Below are 23,703 nucleotides of genomic sequence, written 5' to 3' on the forward strand. Positions count from 1 at the left end.
CGATAAGCCCGGCGCCTAGCGCCAGACACCTCAGCGCGTTCATGCCGCACCCCCGGCAAGCCCCGAACGGTCGGCCCAGTCGGCAAGGTCGAGGCTGTTGACGGCCTGCGCTGCGTCGTCGAGCAGTTTCTCGACGACCTTCGCGGGCACGACGTATCGGCCCTGATTGCGGCCAATGCGCATGTGGACCGCGGGGAACATGTCCGCCTGGATCAGGCGGTATAGGTACTCCTGCGAGATGCTCAGCAAGGCCGCAGCTTCCGGCACGGTGTAGGTCGGTACGCCGTCGGCGCGCTTCTGTATGGCGTTGCGGAGCGCGGCGCTGCGCATGAGCTCCCGCGTCTGCTTGCCTCCGACGGCTCGGTCCGCCTGAGCACTCGCGTTCGTCGCTGTCGTAGCTTGGGACTGCATTGGGTCTCCAGATCTCCCGATGCGGGCCCGGGTGGGGCTGCCTCCCCACCTGGGCCGCCTTTTGTCGGCCACTTACGCCAGCGGCAACCTTGCACTGCCTTGCTAGGTTGCCTAGGCATGTTCCAAGTTAACCAGCCTGGCTAGCCATGTCAATAGGTTGTCTAGGCTGCCTAGCGTGCACAGGTGATGAGCTCTAAAGTTGGTGCATGGAACTCGACCCTGACGACCCGCGGCCGCCGTATCAGCAGGTCGCGAACGCACTGCGCGCTGCGATCCTGACCAGGTCGTTCCAGCCCGGCGAGAAGCTGCCGTCCGGGCCTGAGCTGGCGAAACGGTTCGGCGTCGCACGGATGACCGTCCAGCAGGCGATTCGCTTGCTACGCGACGAAGGGCTCGTCGTGTCCCGGCAGGGCAGCGGTGTTTACGTTCGAGAGCGAACGCAGCGGCCCGTCGACCTGCGGTCGTACCTGGAACGCGCGTTCGAGGAGCCAGAGGTGTCGGTCGATTTCGCCGGCTTCTCGGGCGAGACCTTGCACGGCGCCATCACGGAGCCGCTCGACAAGATCCGAGACGGTCGGCTTCGTCCGGAAACCTTGTCGGTCCGGCTGCTCGTCCCGGACCCCGGCCGACCGTGGACGCTCCCGGCCCGCGTCGATGACCTGGCCGACAGCCCGGCCTTTCGTGCCCGCGCGTCGCGCATCATGCAGCGGCACACGCTAGCCGTGGTCGATGCCGTCAATGAGCTTGCCGAGCTCGGGCTCGTGCCGAACGCCCGCGCGCAGGTACGCATCAACCCCGCAGTGCCTCTGTTCAAGCTCTACCTGCTCAACGACACCGACGTGTTCTTCGGCTACTACCCCGTGCAGGAGCACAAGCTGAAGCTCGACGGTGAGGAGACGGCGATCTGGGACTTGATGGGCAAGGACGCAACGCTGTTCCACCACTCTGCCGACGGCGAGGAGGACAGCATGGCGTCGCAGTACGTCCGACAGTCCCGCATGTGGTTCGACTCGATCTGGTCGACTGTCGCACGGGACTTCGAACAGTGAGCAACGATGCGCTGGCCGCGGTCCTCGCACGGACATCTGCGGTCCTCCTCGACTTCGACGGCCCGATCTGCTCGGTCTTCAGCGCCTTCAGCCCGGCTGCTGTCGCGGAAGAACTCCGCGCCCGACTCAAACTGGTTGATGCGCCCGCTACGAACGAGCCGTTTGACATCCTGGCTTATGTCGCGCGCAGCGAACCGTCAGCGGCTGCGCGCGCAGAAGCAGAACTTGCCCAGCTCGAAACTCACGCAGTGAGCCGAGCAACTCCGACTCCCGGAGCAACCGCCGTGCTTCACCGTTTCAGCGAATCCGGCCGCCCGGTCGTCGTGGTAAGCAACAACTCTGCGCTATCCGTCCGGACATACCTCGACCAACATGACCTTGCCCGCCACGTGGTCGGTGTTTCCGCCAGGACCGAGCCCGATCCGAACTTGCTCAAACCACACCCGCACCTGCTTCTCCAGGCTGCGGAACTACTCAACCGAAGCGTGCGAGATTGCGTGATGGTCGGGGACTCCAGCACCGACATCCAGGCGGCGCAAGCCGCTGGCGCTCGCGTGATCGCGTATGCGAACAAGCCTGGCAAGCGCGAACGCTTCGAACGCCTTCGACCGGACACAATCATCGACGACATGTCAGAGCTGGTCGGTGTCGGTACGCCCTTGTAGTGGCGCTCAATCGTCCAAGTTAGACTTTCGCCGCAATCGCGACCGACCCCCACGCCTCCGCTCGCGCAACGTCGAGCGGAATCCTGCGAGCCAGGTCAACAATTTGCTGCCCCGCCTTGAGTGCTAGGACAGCAGCGTCGTACTCGACGTCGCCGGAAGCGCCACGAGGGTCGACCAGTTGGAGACCGTGCGAACCGCGAAGCACGTTGCCGTCCGACGGGTCGCCGTGGCACAACGACCGAGACTCGTCGACGACCAGATCGCCCAATGTCGACAAAGCTCGTTCGCGCTCCGACTGACTTACCGGAGCCGCGCCCGGAGGTAGGTCGGCTAGTCCGCCGTCGAGCAGACGCTGCCTCAGCCACGCCGAAATCGGCGGGAACGCGCGGCCCATCGGTGGCCCGGCCATGAGCGGGCGGAGCAGGCTGGCTAGCTCGTCGAGCGACGACGAGCCCGCGGCGCGCGTTCCCGGCTGGACCTGGTCCATGACGGTCCACGTCGCGACATCGGACGTTATGACCTCATGAACGATCGGACCGATACCCAACGCGGCGAGCTGCCTGGCCGCGGACGCCTGGAGCGCACCCGCCGGATCGGGCGTGGACTTCAAGACCAACAGGCGACCGTTGGCCGCATGTACCGACACAACGAACCCGTATCGAGCATCCAGGACTTTCAAGGGACGGGCACGGTATCGGCGGCACAACTCGTCGAGTTCAGCGTTGACTGAGGTTGCCCAGGCGGGTCCACGGTTCGGCCAGCGTGTGCAGGCGGCGCACACGATCTCGGCCGGAACCGTGATCTGCCCCCAGTCATGCGCGGCGGGCACGCCGTCAGCTCTCGGAATTCGGTTTACGTGCGGGACGGGTGAGTCGGCCACCGAGGATCTCGGCAGCACGGCGGTCGGATTCGTTCTGCCAGGCGGCGTACACGCGCAGGGTCGTTGCGCCTCCGCCGCCGTGACCTAGCCGGCCAGCGACGGTGCGAAGGTCGACGCCGGCGGTGAGTAGCTCCGTTGCGGAGTAGTGCCGCAACGCGTGCAGGTTGCTGTCAATGCCGAGCGACTTGGCCATGTTGGTGTAGCGATGGGTGACGGCGTCGGGATCGGCGAGGCGATCGGCGGTCGCCGCGTACGAGAACAACAAGGCGTTTGGTGCAGGATGGGCTTCGAGGTCGCGCATCGTGGCCTCGTATCGTTGACGGTGCTCCACGAGCAGCTCCGTTGTCGTCGAGTCCAGCGAGATCAGCCGCATCTGGTGGGTCTTGGTGTCCTTCTCTACCAGAACACCCTCAACGCGTGACACCGCGCGCCTGACGGCCAGTTTCCCGGCGACCGTAGCGTTAGGACAGTCGGCAGGCTGCGCGGCCGAGCAAAGGGCAGCATCGGGGCACCCGTGCAGGCGCTCGACAGCCAGGTCGGTCCAGCGCAGGGCGAGAACTTCGCCACGCCGGACGCCAGTCACGAACACGAGCCAGACGAGCGTGCCCCACATCGGGTCTTCGTCCCAGGATGCGTTAACCAGCTTCGCGGCGTCGTCGCTTGACGGTGGCTTCGGCTGCGGCGGCGTTTGCGACGGCTTCTTGGCTACATCGCACGGATTCGACTGCAACCAGCCCCACCGCACCGTGGCCGCAAAAATCGCGCTCAACGCGTAGTGGATCTTCAGCACCGTGCCGGGCGGCAATGGGTCACATTCGTGCGGCTTGCACTCGATCACCTTGCAACCGGCCTCGGCGCAGTTGTGCTCCGGGTAGCCGCCAGCCGGTCGCCGCCCCGGTGGGCGCTTGTGTCGAACCACGCGACACTCGTGCTCCTCCGTCGTCCTGTGCTCGATGAAGGGCCGGCGATCGCACCGCCGTCGACACCGGCGTAGCTGCGCATAGAACGTTTCGAGCGCGCGGGCGTCGATCTTGGATACGGGCTCGTTGCTCAGGGCGGGGCCGATGAAGTTCTTGTCGAACAACTTGTAGTTGCGCCGCGTCGCAGGCTCCATCTCGTGCGTTTCCATGAACGCGTCGATCGCTGCGCGGAGAGTTCCCTTCGTTCGGGCGTGATCGCGCTCGTCGACCTCCGTCAGGAGCCGACGCAGGATCTTGTCAACCTGGCGCTCGTCCGTAGTCGACTCGCTCAGGTACAAGCGCCTACCGGTCAACGGGTCGATTCCCGCGTAGACGTTGACCTGGTACGAGTTGCCCCGCTTGCGTACTGAGCCCTTCGGGCGCTTCTTAGCAACGCGACCAGCCACGACGACATCATACTCGCAGTCACCGTGATGGACATGCTTTCTGACCGCGGCTCTCACCAGGGCTGTTTTCCCTGGTGAGAGTGGAGCCGGCAAGGGGACTCGAACCCCTGACCTGCTGTTTACAAGACAGCTGCTCTACCAACTGAGCTATACCGGCGTGGCCCGCGCACGGGCGCGTGCTCACTATATCGGCCGGTCCGTGCCGTCTCGACAGGGCGCGGAGATGTCAGCCGGCCTGACGGATCGCGGCGTACAAGAGCATGTCCACGCGCTCGCCGCCGATCTCCTGATGGCTTCGCAGGAACCCCTCGCGCTCGTACCCCGCACGTTCGGCCGTGCGCACGGAGGCCCCGTTCCACGGCTCGATGTACAGCTCGATTCGGTGGAGCGCCGGTATGGACCACGCGAACCGAGTCAGCGCGGCGAGCCCGTGGCCCGCGACTCCACGGCCCCGACTGCATCCCCACCCCCATCCTGAAGGCCAGTTGACATCAGCCTCGGTCAACATCCAACGTGGTGCACGCCACTGTGGTCAGCGTGCAACGACCGGGCCATGCGGGTCGATGCCTTCCGGGAACCAACACGGAGGTGGCACATGAAGCTGCGGCCGCGCGCGAGAACGGCGAACAACCGCCGGCACGCGTGGCAGATCCTGGAAACATCGACCGACGGCCAGGCCGACAAGCGTGTGCCGCGGGGGCGAAGCCTCCGGCAACGTGCCTGGCACATCCTCGAAGCACCAACCGGTGAGCTGCCCGTCGTCGAAACGGGTCCGCCGCTGGGGCCGGAACTGCCCGACGAAGCCACCCTGCACCTTGTCCTCGACCTCGTCGTGCGCATCGGCGAGATCCAGATGGCCAGCGGCGCGGGCGCCTCCGACGTGACCGCGACGATTCTCGCCCTCACCAGCACCCTCGGACTGCCCCACTGCGAGGTCGACGTCATCTTCACGTCGATCACCGTGAGCTGCCACCGCGGCAGCGACCTGCCACCGGTGACCGCGCTGCGAGTAGTCCGGTCCCGCAGCCTGGACTACACCCGGCTGTCCGCAACCGAGCGGCTGGTGCAGCGGTTGCTGCGCAACCGGCTCAGCGCGGAGGAGGCCTTCACCGAGCTGCAAAGCATCACCAACGCACCGCACCCCTACCCGCGCTTCGTCTCCACACTGGCCTGGGGCGGCATGGCCGGGTTCGTCTCGCTGCTGCTCGGTGGCTCGCTGTGGGCAGCGCTCGTCGCGTTCGTCATCAGTGCCGTCGTCGACCGGGTCGGCAGGCTGCTGAACAAGGCCTCGCTGCCGTTCTTCTTCCAGCAGGTGGCCGGCGGGTTCATCGCCACACTCGCCTCGATCGCGGTGGTGAACCTGGAGCTGCTGCCACTGGAAAGACCGACACTGGTCGTTGCGGCGGCGCTCACGGTGCTGTTGTCGGGGCTCTCGACCGTCTCCGCGGTGCAGGACGCCATCACCGGCTACTACGTCACCGCCGCCGGCCGCAGCATGGAAGTCGGGCTGATGAGCGCGGGCCTCATCACCGGTGTGGCGGCCGCCATCAGCCTTGCCGAACGGGTCGGCGCCGGCCGCACCCCGGTCCCCGCCATCCCGGACCTCAGCGCGGTCAACCTGCCGATCGTCGTGGTGGCCGGTTCTGGCGCGGCGGCCTGCTTCGCACTGGCCTCCTACTCCAGCCTGCGCCCGCTGCTCGTGTCAGCCGTTGCCGGCGCGGCGGGTGCCGGTGCCTACGGGCTGCTCACGGTGGCCGAAACCAGCCCCATCATCGCTTCGGCACTCGCGGCGACCCTCGTCGGTCTCGGCGGTGGTGTGCTCGCCCGCCGGTTGCGGGTGACGCCGCTGGTGGTCGCCGTGTCCGGAATCACGCCCCTGCTTCCCGGGTTCGGGACCTACCGCGGCCTGTCGGAGCTGGCGGACAACGGCACGGTCGCCCCGCTCATGGGAGCTGTCGCGATCGGTCTGGCGCTGGCGGCCGGCGTGGTGCTCGGCGAGTTCCTCGCCCAGCCCGTGCGCACCGGACTTGGCAGACTGGAAAGGAAACTTGCCGGCCCGCGTATGGTCGGCCCCCTCGATCCTGGTCGCCGACTCGAGTGACGTTATCGCGATAGTGTTCACAACATGCCGCCCTCAGCTACGACGGAGTCATTGTCATTGGATGCCCGTGCCGAGTTCGTGGTCGTCGCCAACCGCTTACCGGTCGACCTCGAACGTGCTGATGACGGCGCACAGCGCTGGACCCAGAGTCCCGGTGGCCTGGTCTCGGCGCTGGAACCGTTTCTGCGCTCGCGAAAAGGTGCCTGGGTCGGCTGGCCCGGCGTCCCGGACGTCGAGGTGGACGAGTTCACCGACGACGGTCTCGTCCTGCATCCGGTCACGCTGAGCAACGCCGAAGTCCGGGACTACTACGAGGGTTTCTCCAACGCCACGCTGTGGCCGCTGTACCACGACGTGGTGGCTCGCCCGATCTTCGATCGCGGCTGGTGGGAGGCCTACGTCCGGGTCAACCGCCGCTTCGCCGAGGCCAGCGCGGCGGTGGCGGGCGAGTACGCGACCGTGTGGGTACAGGACTACCAGCTGCAGCTCGTACCGATGATGCTTCGGGAGCTGCGGCCCGACCTGCGCATCGGCTTCTTCCTGCACATTCCGTTCCCACCGGTGGAGTTGTTCATGCAGTTGCCGTGGCGAGCGGAGATCGTGCGCGGTCTCATCGGGGCGGACCTCGTCGGCTTCCACCGGCCCGGTGGGGCACAGAACTTCCTGTGGCTGGCCCGTCAGCTGATCGGCCTCGAACCGAGCCGCGGCTCGGTGGGCGTCCGCTCCCGCCCCGGCATGGTGCAGGTCGGCGACCGCACAGTGCGCGTGGGTGCCTTCCCGATCTCCATCGACGCCGCCGGGCTGGACGTACTGGCCCGCACCAAGACCGTCGCCGACCGCGCCGCCCAGGTCCGCAGCGATCTGGGCAACCCGCAGAAGATCCTGCTCGGCGTGGACCGGCTCGACTACACAAAGGGCATCGACCTGCGGCTGCAGGCCTTCCACGAACTGCTCCAGGAAGGCCGGGTCAAACCGGAGGACGTCACGTTCATCCAGCTGGCCACCCCGAGCCGGGAACGGGTCGAGCACTACCAGCGAATGCGCAGCGAGATCGAGCAGATGGTGGGCCGCATCAATGGCGAGTTCGCCCGTGTCGGCCACCCGGTCGTGCACTACCTGCATCAGTCGGTGAACCGCACGGAACTGGCGGCCTTCTTCGCCGCGGCGGACGTCATGGTGGTGACGCCCCTGCGTGACGGCATGAACCTCGTCTGCAAGGAGTACGTTGCTTGCAGGCACGATCTGGGCGGCGCGCTCGTTCTGTCCGAGTTCGCGGGCGCCGCGGCCGAGTTGAGCAGTGCGTTCCTGGTCAACCCCCATGACCTGGACGGGGTGAAGAACGCTTTGGAGCAGGCTATTACCCTCGACCCCGCGGAAGGTCGGCGTAGGATGCGCGCCTTGCGTCGTCAGGTCCTGACGCACGACGTCGACAGGTGGGCGCGCTCGTTCCTCGAAGCCCTCGGGTCCGAGACCGCCGCCTGACCCCACAGACCATTGCGAAGCTCCCAGAGGAGGAGTGTTGACCGCCGAGGCCCTGCCTGCTGAGCTGCGGCGCGCGATCGTGCAGATCGCCCGTACGCCGCGCTTGCTGGTCGCCTGCGACTACGACGGCACGATGGCGCCGATCACCGAGAATCCCGACGAGGCACGTCCGCGTCCGGAGTCCGTTGGTGCGCTCCGTTCCCTTGCCGGACTGCACGAGACCACCACAGCGGTGATCTCCGGTCGCGCACTGCGTGACCTGGCGACGTTGTCCCGCCTTCCCTCCGAGGTACATCTCGTCGGCAGCCATGGCTCGGAGTTCGACATCGGCTTCGTCCATGAGATCGACGCCAGCGCCCGCGACCTGCACCGCAGGCTCGAGACGGAGCTGGACGCTGTCATCGAGGGCGTGAACGGCGCCTCGCTGGAGATCAAGCCGGCGAGCATCGCAGTGCACGTACGCCGCGCGCCGCGCGAGGACGCCGACCGCATCATCGACGCCGTCCACAATGGCCCCTGCACCTGGGAGGGCGTCTCGACGACCGACGGTAAGGAGGTCGTCGAGCTCTCGGTCATCCAGACCAACAAGGGCAAGGCGCTGGACACTCTGCGTCACCAGGTCGGCGCTACCGCAGCCCTCTTCATCGGCGACGACGTCACCGACGAGAAGGCGTTCGCGCGGCTGACCGGCCCCGACCTCGGCATCAAGGTCGGGGCCGGCGAAAGCCTCGCTCAGTACCGCATCGCGAACACCGAGCAGGTTGCGACAGTGCTCGCGTTCATGCTCGAAGAACGGCGGAACTGGCTCTACGGCGAGCAGTCCCCGCCGATCGAGCGGCTGTCCATGCTCGCGTCCCGCCGCTCGGTCGCCCTGGTCACGCCGGATGCGAAGCTGACCTGGCTGTGTCACCCTGGGCCGGACGCTCCGGCCGTGTTCGCCGACCTGCTCGGCGGCGAGTCCGCGGGGCACTTCACGATCAAGCCGCATCGCAACGGGCTGCCGCTGGGCCAGCGCTACCTGCCCAACACGATGACGGTCGAGACACGCTGGTCGCGGCTGCTGGTCACCGACTACATGGAGCCGGACACGCTCGCGCACCGCACCGACATCATCCGGGTGATCTCCGGTGAGACGGCGGCGTCGATCGTGTTCGCGCCGCGTCCCGAGTTCGGCGGCGTGCCGGTACGGCTGCGGCAGGAGGAGGACGGCCTGCGCGTGCTCGGCACCTCGGAGCCGTTCGTGCTGCGCGCGCCCGGCGTCCGGTGGGAGATCACCAGCGACGGCCTGCATGACACCGCCACTGCGCTCGTGCAGCCGGCGCCGGACAGCCCGGTGGTCCTCGAACTGCGTTGCGGCACCGACGACCTGAGCCCGCACGAGCTGCCCGAGCGGGAGCGGCGTGCACGGGCAGGCGCGTACTGGGGCTCGTGGGCGACCACGCTCAAGCTGCCGAGTGTGGAACCGGAACTGGTGGCTCGCTCCGCGCTCACGCTGCGCGGGCTGGCCGACGCCGACACGGGCGGCGTGATGGCCGCCGCGACGACCTCGCTGCCGGAGGAGATCGGCGGCGTCCGCAACTGGGACTACAGGTACTGCTGGATCCGCGATGGCGCGATGACGGTGCGCGAGCTGGTCACTCTCGGCTCGCTCGAGGAGGCGGACGGGTTCCTGCGCTGGCTGCACGGCGTCCTGGAGACGTTGGCCGGCCCCGAGCGCCTGCACCCGCTGTACACGCTGGCCGGTGCGCAGCTGGGCGCTGAGGCCGTGATCGACTCGCTGCCCGGGTACAAGGGCTCCCGCCCTGTACGCGTCGGCAACCTGGCCAACCACCAGGTGCAGCTCGACGTGTTCGGCCCGGTGGTCGAGCTGGTCGTCACGCTCGCCGAGGCGCGCGGCATGCTGCGGGACGCGGACTGGGAGATGGTCCACGCGATGGCGGAAGCCGTCCAACGGCGCTGGTCCGAGCCCGACCACGGTGTCTGGGAAGAGCGGCACATGCCACGCCACCGCGTGTACTCGCGGGTGATGTGCTGGGTGACCCTCGACAGGGCCATCAAGCTCGCCGAGGTCTACAACCGGCCGATCCCGCCGGAGTGGGCGGCGCTGCGCGACGAGATCGCCGCCGATGTGCTGGAGAAGGGCTGGAACGCCGAGGTTCAGGCGTTCACAACGGCCTACGACGGCACCGACCTCGACGCTGCGTCGTTGTTCGTCGGCCTGGCGGGGCTGGTGGATCCCCAGGACGAGCGGTTCCAGTCGACGGTCACGGCCATCGAGGCGGAGCTGCGCAGCGGCTCGACCGTATACCGCTACCACCGCGACGACGGGCTGCCCGGCGGTGAAGGCGGCTTCCACCTGTGCGCCGCGTGGATGATCGAGGCGTACCTGCTGACCGGCAGGCGGACCGAGGCGCAGGAGCTGTTCGAGCAACTCGTCGATGCGGCCGGCCCGACGGGCCTGCTGCCGGAACAGTACGACCCGATCGCGGAGCGCTCACTGGGTAACCACCCGCAGGCCTACTCGCACATCGGCCTGATCCGCTGCGCCCGCCTACTCTCCGAGTGAGCTGAGGGTTCCCCAAGGCCACCTTGGTGGCCTTGGGGGCTCTGACTCCGTCCGTTGGCACCACCCCCACAAACGGGGCGCTACTTCACCGGGACGTACTTCACGGCGTGAACGGCGCTGGCCAGGTCTCCCACCTCCAGGGCCTGGATACCGTCCGGCAGGGGGCCGGGATCGGGCGGTACCAATGCGTGGGTGAAACCGAGCCGGACGGCCTCCGCCAGTCGCCTGCCGACGGACGTCACCCTGCGGACCTCACCCGCCAGCCCCACCTCACCGATCGCCACCAGCCGGGGCGACAGTGCGTCATCAGTGAAGGCCGACGCGACGGCCAGCGCCACCGCAAGATCAACGGCAGGCTCGGTCACCTTCATCCCGCCGACCGTCGCTGTGTAGACGTCCTTGTCGCCCAGCTGCGCACCACCGCGCTTCTCCAACACGGCCAGCACCATGCTCACCCGCGCCGAGTCCAGGCCGCTGACCGCGCGCCTGGCCTGGTTCGGGTGCGACTTGCCGACCAGCGCCTGCACCTCGCACAGCAGCGGCCGCTTTCCCTCGACCGTCACCGTCACCGCTGTCCCGGGAACCGCCTCGGCGTGCCGGTTCAGGAACAGCCCCGACGGATCGGGAACACCGGCGATACCGTCGTCGCGCAACTCGAAGCAACCGATCTCGTCGGCCGCCCCGAACCGGTTCTTCACCCCGCGCACCAGGCGCAATGTGGAGTGCCGATCGCCTTCGAAATGGAGGACGACGTCGACCAGGTGCTCCAGAACCCGCGGCCCTGCGACCGAGCCTTCCTTGGTGACGTGCCCGACGAGGACCACAGGCAGGCCGCGTTCCTTGGCCAGCGCAACGAGGCCGGCGGTGACGGCACGGACCTGCGTGACCCCGCCCGGCGCGCCGTCGACCTGCGGTGACGACATCGTCTGCACCGAGTCGACGATCAGCAGGCCCGGCTTGACGTCGTCGACATGCCCGAGAACGGCCGACAGGTCACTTTCGGCCGCGAGGTACATCCGGTCGTGCACGTTGCCGGTCCGCTCGGCACGCAGCCGCACCTGCCCTGCCGACTCCTCGCCGGTGACGTACAAAGCGGTCGCCGGACCAGCCATGGCCCACTGGTAGGCCACTTCGAGCAACAGTGTCGACTTCCCGACCCCGGGCTCGCCGGCCAGCAACACGACGACACCCGGCACGAGCCCGCCGCCCAGTACACGGTCGAGCTCGTCGACCCCGGTCGGCCGCGCACGCGCTGCCTCGATGTCGACCTGCGCGATCGGCCGGGCCGGTGCGCTCGGCGCCCCGGCGGCTACGCGCGCGATCGGCGGGCGGCTGTCACCACGTTCCTCGATCGTGCCCCAGGCCTGACATTCCGGGCAGCGACCGACCCACTTGGCGACCTCGATACCGCATTCGGCGCAGCGATAGCTGCTCGAGCCTTTCTTGACCACGAGCAGACGGTAGCCGCCGCTACCGACAGTCAGTGACCGCCTTCGCCCTGACCACCGCTGGTACGCGGCTCGTGCGGCGACATGATGGGCAGCTCGACCTCGACCGCACCGGCGTCGCGGAAGTTGAGCGTCGCGACGATCGTCTGCCCGGGGCGGAGCTCGCGCCGGAGACCCTCGATGACGATCTCACCGTGGAGCTGCCTGCCCGCGGTGGGAGCGGCCGGGCTGATCGCCAGGCTGGCCCCACCGGGCAGGGACCGCTCACCCTGGATGGTGACGTTTGTCGCAGCGTCGGAGCTGGCCGACACCAGCTCGTCGACACGGCCACCCTGGTTGACGATGCTCATGAAGACCTCGGCATTGGAGCCCTGCAGGTAGGCAGGCGGCTGGATCCCCTCGGGGAAAGCCAACTCGGCGTCGCGGATCGCGATGGTGCCCGCCTGCGCGGACGCACCGTTGATCGCGGCTTCCTGGGTGTCGGTCTGGGTGATCTGCCCCGCCCCGCAACCCGTGATCAGCAACGCGACAGCGAGACCGAGGCCGGCCGAGCCCAGCATGCGACGTTTCACTTCTCCGAGTCCTTCCTGCCTAGGGGCTTGCCCTGCCGCGCAGACTATCCCGATGCCGGATGACCGGCGCAAAGTGGTCACCGGTCACGCGACAGCCACCCAGCCCGCAACCCTCGATCAATTGTCCACAGTGGATTTCGCAAAGCGCGGGAATCGCATCCACGCCCACCTGCGTGAGTACACGAATTGACCGGTTGTCAACCCCCGGATGACCTTTCATAAGGCCACTGACCTGCGATGACGAGTGCGGGTGGGTGGTTAGCTGTCCACGCTCCGTGCTAAGCTGTATTCAGCGAAAGGGGCAGAGGACACATGGTTTTCAAGGTCGGAGAGACCGTCGTCTACCCGCACCACGGTGCCGCACTCATCGAAGCGATCGAGACACGCGTGATCAAGGGCGAGGAGAAGCAATACCTCGTCCTGAAGGTCGCGCAAGGAGATCTCACCGTTCGCGTTCCCGCTGACAACGCCGAGATCGTCGGCGTGCGTGATGTCGTGGGCCAGGACGGGCTCAACCGCGTCTTCGACGTACTGCGTGCTCCCCACACCGACGAGCCAACCAACTGGTCACGTCGGTACAAGGCCAACCTCGAGAAGCTCGCCTCCGGCGATGTGAACAAGGTGGCCGAAGTGGTGCGCGACCTCTGGCGGCGTGAGAAGGACCGCGGCCTTTCCGCAGGTGAGAAGCGGATGCTGGCCAAGGCACGGCAGATCCTGGTGAGTGAGCTCGCGCTCGCCGAGGGCACCGACGAGGACAAGGCCGAGGTGCTACTCGACGAGGTCCTGGAAACCGCGGCGGTCTAACAGCCCTGAACGTCATCGCGCTGGTTCCCCTCACGGATCGCGACGCGCACCTGTCCGGTGCGCTGACTCCGGTCCGAGGTGAATCGCTTTTGTTGCATGCCGTTCGCGGCCTGCTGCATTCGGATTGTGTTGACCGAGTGCTTGTGGCAGGCCCGCCGCACAACATGACCGCGTACTCGACCGCACTCGAACGGCTCGCCGATACGCGGGTACGAGTTGTCGCTGGGAGCGCCGACCGCGCCGATTCGGTGCGGTCGGCGCTCGCGGCCAGCTCAGCACAGCCGTCCGACATCGTGCTGGTACACGATGCGACGAGACCCTTCACACCGGCCGCGACGATTCGCGCGGTCGTCGACGAGATTCGGGCCGGCGCCCCCGCTGCCGTCCCCGTCGAGCCCGTCACCGACACCATCAAGATCGTCAACCACGACGACGTCGTGTGGGGCACCCGCGATCGCTCCCGGCTACGTTTCACCCAGTCCCCACAAGGTTTCTTGGCCGCGGTGTTGCACGACGCCGATCCGGTCGACCCGCTGGCCGGGCTCGGCGCCAAAGTGCACACCGTCACCGGGCATCCACACGGCATGCGCCTTTCGACGTCGTTCGACCTCGCTGTCGTCGACGCCCTGCTGACCGCGGAGAAGAGGCAGTGAGAATCGGCCAGGGTGTGGACGTCCACCCGATCGAAGCCGGACGTGAGTGCTGGATCGCGGGCCTGCGCTGGGATGGCGTCGACGGTTGCGCGGGGCACTCGGACGGCGACGTCGCGTCACACGCACTCTGTGACGCATTGCTTTCCGCAGCGGGACTCGGCGATCTCGGCGCCGTCTTCGGTACCGGCGACCCGCGCTGGGCCGGAGCACACGGCGCCGAGTTCCTCACCGAGGTACGCACCCGCATCGCAGCTGCCGGGTTCCAGGTCGGCAACGCTGTCGTGCAGGTCATCGGCAACTCCCCGCGCATCGGCACCCGCAGGGTGGAAGCCGAACGCGTACTCGGCGAAGCGATCGGCGGGCCGGTCACCGTCACCGGCACCACGACCGACGGCCTCGGCCTCACCGGCCGCGGCGAGGGCATCGCGGCGATCGCCACCGCACTGCTCCTCCCCCGGTAGCCTGGGCCGGTGACGATTCAGGCGGTGCTGTTCGACTTCTCCGGCACCCTTTTCCGGCTGGAACACAAGGCAAGTTGGCTGTCCGACCTCACCGACCACAACGGCGCCCCCTTCGACGTCGAGGCGCAGGCCGAGCTGATGCGCAGGATGACCGCGCCGGTCACGCTGACCGTCGACCTCGACGACGAACACTGGGCGGCCTGGGAGAACCGGGACCTCGACCCCGCCGCCCACAACAAGGTCTACCTCGAGGTGCTGCGACAGTCCGGCGTACCGCGGGTCGAGCAGGCCAAGGCCCTCTACGACAGGCTGATCGATCCGTCCGAGTGGACCCCCTATCCCGACACCGCGGCGGTGCTCAAGGCCGCCACTGCCAAGGGCCTGCGAGTCGGCGTCCTGAGCAACATCGCCTTCGACATCCGCCCGGCCTTCACCCAGCACGGCTTCGACACCTACGTCGACGAGTTCGTGCTGTCGTTCGAGGTGGGTGCCATCAAGCCCGATCCGGCGATCTTCCGGCTGCTCCTGGACCGGCTCGGCGTGGCCCCTGAACAGGCGCTCATGGTGGGTGACCACGAGCAGGCCGATGGCGGTGCACGCGAGCTGGGCTGCGCTTTCGCTCTCGTGGAGCCGCTGCCGACGACGGAACGGACCGACGCTCTGCTGACCGCCCTGCGCGAGCACGCCGCGCTCTGACCCGTACCATTTTCAACGTGGTCCTACATCTCTACGACACCGCGACCAGGGGCGTGCGGGAGTTCCATCCCGCACGCAGTGGAACGGCGTCCATGTATGTCTGTGGGGCCACCGTCCAAGGCGTCCCGCACATCGGCCACGTCCGCGGCGCGCTGAACTACGACGTACTCCGGCGCTGGATGCTCCACAGTGGACTCGATGTGCTGATGGTCCGCAACGTCACCGACATCGATGACAAGATCCTCACCAAGGCCGCCGACGCGGGCAGGCCGTGGTGGGAGTGGGCGGCAACCCACGAGCGCGCGTTCGAGGAGGCGTACACGGCATTGGGGTGCCTCTCGCCGTCCATCGCGCCGCGCGCCACCGGGCACATCACCCAGATGATCGAGCTCATCCAGCGGCTCATCGACAACGGGCACGCCTACGCAGCCGACGGCGACGTGTACTTCTCGGTCACCTCGTTCGACAGCTACGGCGCACTGTCCGGACAGCGGCTCGAGGAGGTTCAGCAGGGCGAGACACTGGCCACCGCCAAACGCGACGCCCGCGACTTCACGCTGTGGAAGGGCAGCAAACCGGGCGAGCCCTCATGGCCGACACCGTGGGGCCCCGGCAGGCCCGGGTGGCACCTGGAGTGCTCGGCCATGGCGACCGCCTACCTGGGCGCCGAGTTCGACATTCACGGCGGCGGCGTGGATCTCGTGTTCCCGCACCATGAGAACGAGCGTGCCCAGTCACAGGCGGCAGGCGACGGGTTCGCCCGGTTCTGGCTGCACAACGCATGGGTGACGCTGTCCGGCGAGAAGATGTCCAAGTCGCTGGGCAATGTCGTGTCCATTCCGGAGATGCTGCGCCGTTACCGGGCGGTAGAGCTGCGGTACTACCTCATCCAGCCGCATTACCGCTCGACGATCGAGTACTCCGATGCCGCCCTGTCGGAGTCCGCTCAGGGCTACCGGCGCATCGAGCAGTTCCTGCGCCGGGTCGTCGGCAGCACCGGCGATGTCCACATCGGACAGCTACCCGCCGAGTTCGCCGCGGCACTCGACGACGACCTCGGCACGCCGCAAGCCTTCGCGGTACTGCACAACACGGTGCGGGACGGCAACGCCGCCCTCGACGCGAACGACAACGCGAAGGCACTCGAACTCGCCGAGACGGTGCGGGCGATGACCGACGTGCTGGGCCTGGACCCGCTCTCCGAGCGGTGGGCGGAGGGCGGCGGTGGCGCGGGGACACACGCGCTCGGCGAACTGGTGGAGCAGATGCTGACCGAGCGGCAGCAAGCCCGCGCCGGCCGGGACTTCGCGCGCGCGGATGCCATCCGTGACCAACTGACAGCTGCCGGCATCGCGGTGGAAGACACCCCTAATGGTCCCTTGTGGACAGTGAGAGACTGAAGACATGGCAGGCAATTCCCACCGCCGCGGCGCGATCCGCAAGGACGGAACCAAGAAGGGTCAGGTCGTCGGCTCCGGCGGCCAGCGACGCAAGGGGCTCGAGGGCAAGGGCCCGACACCCAGGGCGGAGCAGCGTCCCGGACATCCCGCGCAACGGCGTGCAGCCGCGGCAGCCGCACGCGACGAGAGGAAGCGCCAGTCCGCGAAGAAGGCTGCCGAGGGACCGGAGATCATTGCCGGCCGTAACCCGGTGGTGGAGGCACTGCGCGCCGGCGTCCCGGCCACTGCGTTGTACGTGGCACTCAACATCGACGCCGACGACCGGGTGGCCGAGGCCGTGCGCATGGCTGCCGACAAGGGCATCTCGATCCTGGAGGTGCCACGCGACGAGCTCGACCGTAAGACGGGGGGCGCCGTCCACCAGGGCCTCGGCCTGCAGGTCCCGCCGTTCGAGTACGCGCACCCTGACGACATGCTGGCCGCCGCGCGCGACTCCGGCGAACCCCCGCTGCTGGTGGCGCTCGACGGGGTGACCGACCCGCGCAACCTGGGCGCGGTGATCCGCTCGGCGGCGGCGTTCGGCGCGCACGGCGTGCTGTTGCCCACCCGGCGTAGCGCCGGAATGACGGCGGTGGCCTGGCGGACCAGCGCAGGCACCGCGGCCCGGCTGCCGGTCGCCATCGCCACGAACCTCACCCGGCAGCTGCAGGCGTGGGCGGCCGACGGCCTGATGATCGCCGGGTTGGACGCCGACGCTTCGCTGAGCATCGACGCACTCGACCTCGCCACCGATCCGCTGGTGATCGTGGTGGGCTCCGAGGGGCGTGGGTTGTCCCGCCTCGTGCGCGAGAACTGCGATGTCACAGTGTCCATTCCGATGGCGCCCGGTGTGGAGTCGCTCAACGCCTCGGTGGCGGCAGGCGTGCTGCTCGCTGAGGTCGCCAGGAGGCGAAGGGTCGCCGGTCGCGTGTGAGCTAGTAGAGCTCGCTCGCCCAATGACCTTGGTCTTGGCCACGCCGGGCGGGACGCTCGGTTAGGGTCACGGTGCCGCATCGTGACCAGGGGGCCGCCGGATGTCGTTCGTCTCGCCGCTGTTCCTGTGGTACTTCATGCCCGCGATTCTGTTGGCGCTGGTGGTGTGCCCGCGAAACTGGCGAAACGGCATCGTCGCGATCGGCAGCCTGGTCTTCTACGCAACCGGGGCCGGGGCCTTCACGCTGCTGTTGCTGGCGTGCATGGTCGTCAACTTCCTGGCCGGGCCGGCGTTGGAACCGGACGAGTGGGGCATGCGTTCGGCGGACCGGCGGCGCTGGCTGCTCATCGGCGTCATCAGTTTCGACATGTCGATCCTGCTGGTGTGGAAGTACGCGGGTTTCGCCACCGAGCAGATCGCGTGGTTCGCGCAGCTGTTCGGCGGCGATCTCCCGATCGCGGAGCTCGCCCTGCCGATCGGGATCTCCTTCTTCACGTTCCACCACATCTCCTACGTGGTGGACATCTACCGGGGCGAGCGGCCGGCGTTGCGCAATCCGGTGTCCTTCGGCACCTACATCGCGATGTTCCCGCAGTTGGCGGCGGGCCCCATCGTGCGCTACCGGGAGATCGCCGACCAGCTGCCGCAGCAGCGCTCGCACCGGCTCGACGACATCGCCGCCGGCTTCCCACGGTTCGCGCTGGGGCTGTGCAAGAAGGCGATCATCGCCGATTCGCTGGCTCCCATGGTGGACGCGTGTTTCGCCACCCCCGCCGATGAGATGACGTTCGCGATCGCCTGGCTCGGCGCGATCGGTTACACGCTGCAGCTGTACTTCGACTTCTCCGGCTACTCCGACATGGCGATCGGGCTGGGCCGGATGCTGGGCTTCCGGTTGCCGGAGAACTTCGCCCGGCCGTACTCGTCGGTGACCATCACGGAGTTCTGGCGGCGCTGGCACATGTCGCTGTCGCGCTGGTTCCGGGACTACGTGTACATCCCGCTCGGCGGCAACCGCGGCGGTGCCCGCAAGACCTACCGGAACCTGTGCATTGTGTTCGTGCTGACCGGGTTCTGGCACGGCGCGGCGTGGACGTTCATCATCTGGGGCATCTACCACGGCGCACTGCTGATCATCGAGCGAGCCTGCGGCTGGGACAAGGCTCCGCAGGCCGCCGGCGCCCGGGTCGCGCGCCGGGCGCTCACTCTGGTGCTGGTGATCTTCGGCTGGGTGTTCTTCCGTGCGCCCGATCTCGGTCACGCGCTGACGATGCTGGGGCAGATGCTGGTGCCGGACTTCGAAGGGCTCACCGACGTCGTCGAATCGGCACTGACCAACCAGCGGCTGGTGATCCTGCTCGCCGCGCTGGCGATCTTCGTCCTCCCCGCACATCCGGTAATCGGGCCGCTGCTGGAATCAGCGCGCAGCAAGCCCGCCACGGCGCTGCGGATCAGCATCATGACCGTCGGCCTCGCCTACGCCGCGATCCTGGTGGCAACAGGAACCTTCAGCCCGTTCCTGTACTACCAGTTCTGAGGCCCGAGCGGCCCCAAACTTTGGTGGCTCTGCCGAAAGGGGCTCACCCTACCCCGCGATGGCGGTGTACTCTGTCGCAGGGACGCGGTTTCGAGCCGATTCTCGTCGAAAAAGGACGAGAAGAGGATCCAAACTGCATGATTTCGACACTGGAGCAGGCGATGCTACTACGTTTCAGGACCTCCAACCACAGGTCCTTGCGCGATCCAGCGGAGCTATCGCTCGCGTCGTCTGCCGCCCGTGGCGCGGTGCCGGCCGACAAGGACTGGCTTCGGGCTACCACTCGCGTCGCCGGTATCTATGGCGCCAATGCGTCCGGCAAATCGACAGTTCTCGACGCGATAGATTTCCTCGTGCAAGCCGTTGCCAACTCGGCCACAATATGGGCGAAGCGCAAGAAGTTTCCATATCGTCCATTCAAGCTCGATGATCACCATCGGCAGCAGACCTCAACCTATGAGGTCGACTTTGTTGTTGACGGAACTCGGTACAACTACGGCTTTGAATCCAACCACGAGGGAATCCACGAAGAGTGGCTGAACAGCTACCCGCATGCCCGCCCACGGCTTCTGTTCCACCGAGTGGGGCTCTTGGATTCTCAATATTCTTTTGGTCGGACCTTACCTGGACAAAACGTGTCCCTCAGCAAAATGGTTGGACCAAAGACGCTGTTCCTGTCGTTTGCCGCAAATAGTCAACACCCACTACTGAACAGACTTGCCGATGCCTTGGTCGGCGGCGTTTCCTACGCCGCTTACAACGAGAACGACAGAAATTCCAGGTTACGGTGGATCAAGCAGGCCATCGAAGATCCTGAACTTCTTCGAGAAGCCGAGTCACTTCTCAGACTGGCCGATCTCGGGATATCCAGCATCAAGCTACATCAAGCCACAATTGACGACAAGATCAAACAGAAGTTTGCCCGGATCTTCGCAGCCATAAATGAAGGCGATGATGAGCGCCCACCCGAGGTCGACATGGAGGATATCCTCAAGGAAATCAGCAGCGAGATCCGCTTCTCCCACTCTGGGGCGAATGGCGAAAATTCAGGCGAGCCACTGTCGATTAGCGATGCAAGCTCGGGAACTATCGCCTGGTTGACAATCGGCGTGCCAGCGATCAACTGCCTCAAGAACGGACAGGTGCTGCTAATTGACGAGATCGACGCCAGCTTGCACCCACTCCTGTCGTCGACCCTCATCAAGATGTTCAAAGACGAATCAGTCAACAAACTAGGCGCACAGTTGATATTCACCTCTCACGACGTCTCACTCATCGGGAAGCTGGTCGACCAGTCACTGGGGTCCGATGAAGTATGGTTCACCGAAAAGGATCGGGGAAGCGCTTCTCAGCTGTACTCCTTGCACGAGTTCGAAGTCAGAAAAGATGACAACTTCGAGCGTAGGTACATGCAGGGCAGGTATGGCGCGGTCCCCATGGTAGACGCAGGAAGAATTAAACGACTCCTGGAAAAGGTCGCCCACTAGTGGGGCGAGGTCGAGTCCCGCGAGGCTCAGCCGACCTGCGCCGCAAAAAGGCGACGCGACGAGAGAATCCGCGGATTCTCCTCGTTGCAGAAGGCGAGAAAACCGAGGTACAGTACTTCAAAAGGCTCGCGGACTACCTAAGAGCAGCTGCCATTAGCGTGGTGGACGTGAAAGTCAAGGGTCGCGGGCGCGACCCAGTCTCCATTATCAACGCTGCGGCAAACGAAACAGACAACGGAAGACTGGTCGGCGATCGGGATGGCTACGATACAGCCTGGCGCGTCTTCGACGTGGATGATCACAAGAAAATCCCACAGGCGCTAGCACCGGCCATCAGTAACCCATGTTTCGAGCTTTGGCTCCTCTGGCATTTTTGCGATTGCACCAAGCACGTGGACTCGACGTATCTCCGCAGAGCCTTACGCGGCTATGGCATAAAAGGCAAGGACATACCGCCGAGCTTTGATTTCGCACTAGCCCGGCAGGCTGTGGGCCGTGCTCCCAAAGATTCAAGTCACGTGCCCAGGAACCCGGGGACCGGAGTCGCCGGTCTCGTTGACTACATACACGACCCAGCTCGAGCCGAGCGTAACCAGTTCTGAAGGCGACTAGACAGTCAGGACGATCTTGCCTCGGGTGTGTCCCGCCGCGCTCAGTCGCCACGCCTCCGCTGCCTGCGCGAGCGGGAGCGCGCGGGCCACGTGCACGCTCAGCTTGCCCGCATCCGCGAGTTTCGCCAGCTCCGCCAAGCCGGTCGCATCCGGGCGCACCCAGACGTAGTGACCACCCTTGTCCCGCACCTCGGCCGAGGTGATCGAAGCCATCCGGTCGGGCAGGTGCACCAGTGCCAGCGAGATGTCCACCGCGTCACCACCGATGAAGTCCAGGGCAGCGTCGACACCGTCCGGCGCCAGCTCGCGCACCCGGTCTACCAGCCCCTCCCCGTAGGCGACCGGTTCGGCGCCTAGGGAACGCAGGAAGTCGTGGTTGCGCTCGCTCGCGGTGCCGATCACACGGGCACCGAGCGCGACCGCAATCTGCACCGCCAACGATCCGACACCACCTGCCGCGGCATGCACGAGCACCGTGTCGCCCGCACCGACGCCTACCCGCTTGATCGACTGGTAGGCGGTGAGGCCGGCCAGCGGCACCCCGGCCGCCTCTGCCCAGCTGAGCGCAGCCGGCTTCCTGGCGAGCATCCGCACGTTCGCCGAGACGAGCTCCGCGTAGGCCCCGTTCTGCGCCCAGTCCTTGCGGATGTAGCCGAAGACCTCGTCGCCAACCGCGAACTCACCTGCATCGAGCCCGACCCGCTCGACGACCCCGGCGACGTCCCAGCCCGGGATCAGCGGGAAGCGGACCTCCATGATCGGATCGAGCTTGCCGGCGGCGAGTTTCCAGTCGACCGGGTTCACCGCAGCAGCCTTCACCCGGATCAGGACCTCACCAGGGGCGACCCTGGGTTCGCCGAGGTCGACCAGGCGCAGTTCGTCGGGCGAGCCGTACTGGTCGAGCACGATTGCCTTCATGCTCGGGGCAACTTCCGCCCCGCCCGATTCATTCCCCGCGCCTGGTCGCCCGCAGCGCGTCAACCAAGACCGGTCAACGCCACCATGACCGGGAGCATCAGCATGATCAGCAACGCGCCCGCCACGTCGAAGACGACACCGGAGCGGATCATCTTCGTGATCGGGACCGCGCCCGAGCCGTAGACGATCGCGTTCTGCGGTGTCGACACCGGCAGCATGAAGCCGAACGACGCCGCGAAGGTCGCCGCGAGCGCGGGTATGAACGGATCGATGCCGGATGCGGCCGCGATCGGGATCACGATCGGCACCACCACGGCCGCTGCAGCCGTGTTGGACGTGGTCTCCGAGACGACCACCGCCAGCAGCACCGCGAAAATGACCAGCGCCACGGTGCTCGTCAGGCCGAAGGTGTTCGCCAGCGCCGAGCCGACCCGCTGCGCGAGTTCGGTGTTGCTGAGCAGCGAGCCGAAGATGATGCCGGTGCCGAACAAAAGCACCGTCCCCCAGTCGATGCGCGCGGCCTCCGACCAGGTCAGCGTGAAACGGCGCTGCCGCCAGTTCGTGGGCAGCATGAACAGCAGTGCCGCGCCGAGCACCGCCACGATGCCCTCGTCCAGCCGGTCACTGATCGTTTCGTACGCCGCCGAGTCGTTGCCCGCGACCAGCGCGACGATGCCGGGGGTGATCCACAGCGTCACAGTGACGGAGAAGGCGATCAGCGTGTTCCATTCCGCCCTGGAGAGCTTGCCCAGCTTGGCGCGCTCCGCGGCGACGTAGTCCTCCACGCCGCTCAACTGCTTGATCTCCGGCCGGTTGAGCAGGATCAGCACCGCGACGAGCACGGCGAACATCAACGCGCAGATCGGCAGCGCGGCCGTCGTCCACTCCAGGAACGAGATGCGAGCACCCGTCGCCTCCTCGATCAGCTCCCTGCCGATGAGGTTCGGCGGCGATCCGATGGGTGTCAGCAGCCCACCGACGCTCGCGCCGTAGGCGAGCACGAGCATCAGGGCGATGCCAACCCGTAGGCGCAACGGGTCGAAGTCCTGGCCTTCCGGCTGCTGCCTGCGCACTAGCTCGGCGATCACCGACAGCAGGCCGACAGCGGTCGGCAGCAACATCGCGACCGTCGCGGTGTTGGAAATGAACGCCGACAGCACACAGGTGACAGCACCGAGCGCGATGATCACGCGCCAGGTGCTTCGGCCGACGCCGGGCAGCGCGAGTATCCGGAAGGCGAACCGGCGCGCGAGCCCGTGCCGCAACATCGCCTGCGCCAGGATGAAGGCGCCGATGAAGACGAACACCGTTGACGAACCGAACGGCGCCAGCACGTCGTCCACCGGCATGACGCCCATCATCACGATGGCCGCGACTCCGATGAGCCCGCCGATGGGAATGGGAACGGGTTCACAAACCCAGAGCACGACGACGCCGAGCAACACGGCGGCGAGCTGCTGCTGGCTCGAGTCAAGGGTGGTGGGCAGAGCGAGGAACACGATGGTGACCAGCGGCGCGAGCACGAACCCGACCGTCCGCCTTGCACGTTCGAAGCGTTCCTCGGCCGGTGACAGCTTCTGCTCGGCCACACCGCGGTAAGTACTTCCGGAGAGAAGGGCCTCA

The 23,703-nt window shown here is 66.8% G+C and carries 22 protein-coding genes and 1 tRNA gene; 14 read left to right on the forward strand and 9 right to left on the reverse strand.

All coding sequences use genetic code 11. From position 1 onward, the window contains the following. Window positions 1-39 precede the first annotated feature (39 nt). A complete protein-coding gene (locus tag ABZ863_RS11735) occupies window positions 40-411 on the reverse strand; it encodes a helix-turn-helix domain-containing protein (RefSeq protein ID WP_358534192.1) in 372 nt (123 codons plus the stop codon). 206 nt (window positions 412-617) lie between these two features. Between ABZ863_RS11735 and ABZ863_RS11740 the strand changes: the two genes are divergently transcribed. Together ABZ863_RS11740 and ABZ863_RS11745 are read left to right on the forward strand one after the other, a co-directional pair. Continuing rightward, complete coding sequence (locus ABZ863_RS11740; protein ID WP_358534195.1) at window positions 618-1,460, forward strand: winged helix-turn-helix domain-containing protein; 843 nt, start codon at window positions 618-620, stop codon at window positions 1,458-1,460. Continuing rightward, entirely contained in the window at window positions 1,457-2,125 is a 669-nt protein-coding gene (locus ABZ863_RS11745) for an HAD-IA family hydrolase (protein WP_358534198.1), read from the forward strand. Before ABZ863_RS11740 ends, ABZ863_RS11745 begins: the two co-directional genes overlap by 4 nt. Window positions 2,126-2,144: 19 nt before the next feature. On the opposite strand, the gene ABZ863_RS11750 is transcribed toward ABZ863_RS11745, so the two are convergent. The 4 genes from ABZ863_RS11750 to ABZ863_RS11765 all read right to left on the reverse strand — a co-directional run bounded on the left by ABZ863_RS11750 (window position 2,145) and on the right by ABZ863_RS11765 (window position 4,879). Next, window positions 2,145-2,735, reverse strand: a complete 591-nt coding sequence (locus tag ABZ863_RS11750) for a phosphotransferase (RefSeq protein ID WP_358534201.1) — start codon at window positions 2,733-2,735, stop codon at window positions 2,145-2,147. Between the two features lie 223 nt (window positions 2,736-2,958). After that, on the reverse strand, window positions 2,959-4,371 hold the full coding sequence (locus ABZ863_RS11755) for a tyrosine-type recombinase/integrase (RefSeq protein ID WP_358534204.1): 1,413 nt from the start codon (window positions 4,369-4,371) through the stop codon (window positions 2,959-2,961). 81 nt (window positions 4,372-4,452) lie between these two features. Next, window positions 4,453-4,528: transfer RNA gene (locus ABZ863_RS11760), tRNA-Thr, on the reverse strand. Window positions 4,529-4,597: 69 nt separating this feature from the next. Then, window positions 4,598-4,879, reverse strand: coding sequence for a GNAT family protein (locus tag ABZ863_RS11765; RefSeq protein WP_358534207.1), 282 nt, complete (start codon window positions 4,877-4,879; stop codon window positions 4,598-4,600). Window positions 4,880-4,966: 87 nt separating this feature from the next. Between ABZ863_RS11765 and ABZ863_RS11770 the strand changes: the two genes are divergently transcribed. From ABZ863_RS11770 to otsB, 3 genes are read left to right on the forward strand one after another with little or no spacing between them, the layout of a single operon-like run. After that, entirely contained in the window at window positions 4,967-6,472 is a 1,506-nt protein-coding gene (locus tag ABZ863_RS11770) for a threonine/serine exporter family protein (RefSeq protein WP_358534210.1), read from the forward strand. 24 nt (window positions 6,473-6,496) lie between these two features. Beyond that, window positions 6,497-7,954, forward strand: a complete 1,458-nt coding sequence (locus ABZ863_RS11775) for a trehalose-6-phosphate synthase (RefSeq protein WP_358534212.1) — start codon at window positions 6,497-6,499, stop codon at window positions 7,952-7,954. A 37-nt stretch (window positions 7,955-7,991) separates the two neighbouring features. Next, entirely contained in the window at window positions 7,992-10,520 is a 2,529-nt protein-coding gene (gene otsB, locus ABZ863_RS11780) for a trehalose-phosphatase (protein WP_358534215.1), read from the forward strand. 80 nt (window positions 10,521-10,600) lie between these two features. Here otsB and radA read toward each other — a convergent pair whose 3' ends face one another. After that, window positions 10,601-11,971 carry a DNA repair protein RadA gene (gene radA, locus ABZ863_RS11785; RefSeq protein ID WP_358534218.1) on the reverse strand — a complete coding sequence of 457 codons (1,371 nt, stop codon included), beginning with the start codon at window positions 11,969-11,971 and terminating at the stop codon, window positions 10,601-10,603. A gap of 29 nt (window positions 11,972-12,000) precedes the next feature. Further along, the gene (locus ABZ863_RS11790) at window positions 12,001-12,540 is read right to left on the reverse strand and encodes a copper chaperone PCu(A)C (protein ID WP_358534221.1); all 540 of its coding nucleotides are present in this window, start codon (window positions 12,538-12,540) and stop codon (window positions 12,001-12,003) included. 312 nt (window positions 12,541-12,852) lie between these two features. Between ABZ863_RS11790 and ABZ863_RS11795 the strand changes: the two genes are divergently transcribed. The 9 genes from ABZ863_RS11795 to ABZ863_RS11835 all read left to right on the forward strand — a co-directional run bounded on the left by ABZ863_RS11795 (window position 12,853) and on the right by ABZ863_RS11835 (window position 21,153). Next, window positions 12,853-13,344: a CarD family transcriptional regulator gene (locus ABZ863_RS11795; RefSeq protein ID WP_358534224.1), complete on the forward strand. Its 492-nt coding sequence runs from the start codon at window positions 12,853-12,855 to the stop codon at window positions 13,342-13,344. 62 nt (window positions 13,345-13,406) lie between these two features. Beyond that, window positions 13,407-13,997, forward strand: a complete 591-nt coding sequence (locus ABZ863_RS11800) for a 2-C-methyl-D-erythritol 4-phosphate cytidylyltransferase (protein ID WP_358534395.1) — start codon at window positions 13,407-13,409, stop codon at window positions 13,995-13,997. Further along, on the forward strand, window positions 13,994-14,458 hold the full coding sequence (ispF, locus tag ABZ863_RS11805; protein WP_358534227.1) for a 2-C-methyl-D-erythritol 2,4-cyclodiphosphate synthase: 465 nt from the start codon (window positions 13,994-13,996) through the stop codon (window positions 14,456-14,458). The genes ABZ863_RS11800 and ispF overlap by 4 nt, the downstream gene beginning before the upstream one ends. Before the next feature lie 9 nt (window positions 14,459-14,467). Continuing rightward, window positions 14,468-15,154 (forward strand): HAD-IA family hydrolase, encoded by a 687-nt coding sequence (locus ABZ863_RS11810; protein ID WP_358534230.1) that lies wholly within the window; start codon window positions 14,468-14,470, stop codon window positions 15,152-15,154. Between the two features lie 17 nt (window positions 15,155-15,171). Then, the gene (cysS, locus tag ABZ863_RS11815) at window positions 15,172-16,554 is read left to right on the forward strand and encodes a cysteine--tRNA ligase (RefSeq protein WP_358534232.1); all 1,383 of its coding nucleotides are present in this window, start codon (window positions 15,172-15,174) and stop codon (window positions 16,552-16,554) included. A gap of 4 nt (window positions 16,555-16,558) precedes the next feature. After that, window positions 16,559-17,527, forward strand: a complete 969-nt coding sequence (gene rlmB, locus ABZ863_RS11820) for a 23S rRNA (guanosine(2251)-2'-O)-methyltransferase RlmB (protein ID WP_358534234.1) — start codon at window positions 16,559-16,561, stop codon at window positions 17,525-17,527. Between the two features lie 100 nt (window positions 17,528-17,627). After that, the gene (locus ABZ863_RS11825; protein ID WP_358534236.1) at window positions 17,628-19,064 is read left to right on the forward strand and encodes an MBOAT family protein; all 1,437 of its coding nucleotides are present in this window, start codon (window positions 17,628-17,630) and stop codon (window positions 19,062-19,064) included. 137 nt (window positions 19,065-19,201) lie between these two features. Continuing rightward, window positions 19,202-20,551 carry an ATP-binding protein gene (locus ABZ863_RS11830; RefSeq protein ID WP_358534238.1) on the forward strand — a complete coding sequence of 450 codons (1,350 nt, stop codon included), beginning with the start codon at window positions 19,202-19,204 and terminating at the stop codon, window positions 20,549-20,551. Further along, complete coding sequence (locus ABZ863_RS11835) at window positions 20,551-21,153, forward strand: RloB family protein (RefSeq protein WP_358534240.1); 603 nt, start codon at window positions 20,551-20,553, stop codon at window positions 21,151-21,153. The genes ABZ863_RS11830 and ABZ863_RS11835 overlap by 1 nt, the downstream gene beginning before the upstream one ends. Before the next feature lie 6 nt (window positions 21,154-21,159). Here the strand turns inward: ABZ863_RS11835 and ABZ863_RS11840 are convergent, their stop codons facing one another. Together ABZ863_RS11840 and ABZ863_RS11845 are read right to left on the reverse strand one after the other, a co-directional pair. Further along, window positions 21,160-22,080 (reverse strand): NADP-dependent oxidoreductase, encoded by a 921-nt coding sequence (locus tag ABZ863_RS11840; RefSeq protein ID WP_358534242.1) that lies wholly within the window; start codon window positions 22,078-22,080, stop codon window positions 21,160-21,162. 59 nt (window positions 22,081-22,139) lie between these two features. Next, window positions 22,140-23,669, reverse strand: a complete 1,530-nt coding sequence (locus ABZ863_RS11845) for a DASS family sodium-coupled anion symporter (RefSeq protein WP_358534244.1) — start codon at window positions 23,667-23,669, stop codon at window positions 22,140-22,142. Window positions 23,670-23,703 lie beyond the last annotated feature (34 nt).

Source organism: Saccharomonospora sp. NPDC046836 (genome assembly GCF_040645195.1).
Classification (GTDB): Bacteria; Actinomycetota; Actinomycetes; order Mycobacteriales; family Pseudonocardiaceae; genus Prauserella_A.

What these genes read in the sequence shown, in the direction of transcription:
- ABZ863_RS11735 (WP_358534192.1), bottom strand. Translation starts at nt 411, where the DNA reads ATGCAGTCCCAAGCTACGACAGCGACGAACGCGAGTGCTCAGGCGGAC.
- ABZ863_RS11740 (WP_358534195.1), top strand. Translation starts at nt 618, where the DNA reads ATGGAACTCGACCCTGACGACCCGCGGCCGCCGTATCAGCAGGTCGCG.
- ABZ863_RS11765 (WP_358534207.1), bottom strand. Translation starts at nt 4,879, where the DNA reads ATGTTGACCGAGGCTGATGTCAACTGGCCTTCAGGATGGGGGTGGGGA.
- ABZ863_RS11770 (WP_358534210.1), top strand. Translation starts at nt 4,967, where the DNA reads ATGAAGCTGCGGCCGCGCGCGAGAACGGCGAACAACCGCCGGCACGCG.
- ABZ863_RS11775 (WP_358534212.1), top strand. Translation starts at nt 6,497, where the DNA reads ATGCCGCCCTCAGCTACGACGGAGTCATTGTCATTGGATGCCCGTGCC.
- ABZ863_RS11795 (WP_358534224.1), top strand. Translation starts at nt 12,853, where the DNA reads ATGGTTTTCAAGGTCGGAGAGACCGTCGTCTACCCGCACCACGGTGCC.
- rlmB (WP_358534234.1), top strand. Translation starts at nt 16,559, where the DNA reads ATGGCAGGCAATTCCCACCGCCGCGGCGCGATCCGCAAGGACGGAACC.
- ABZ863_RS11825 (WP_358534236.1), top strand. Translation starts at nt 17,628, where the DNA reads ATGTCGTTCGTCTCGCCGCTGTTCCTGTGGTACTTCATGCCCGCGATT.
- ABZ863_RS11830 (WP_358534238.1), top strand. Translation starts at nt 19,202, where the DNA reads ATGATTTCGACACTGGAGCAGGCGATGCTACTACGTTTCAGGACCTCC.
- ABZ863_RS11840 (WP_358534242.1), bottom strand. Translation starts at nt 22,080, where the DNA reads ATGAAGGCAATCGTGCTCGACCAGTACGGCTCGCCCGACGAACTGCGC.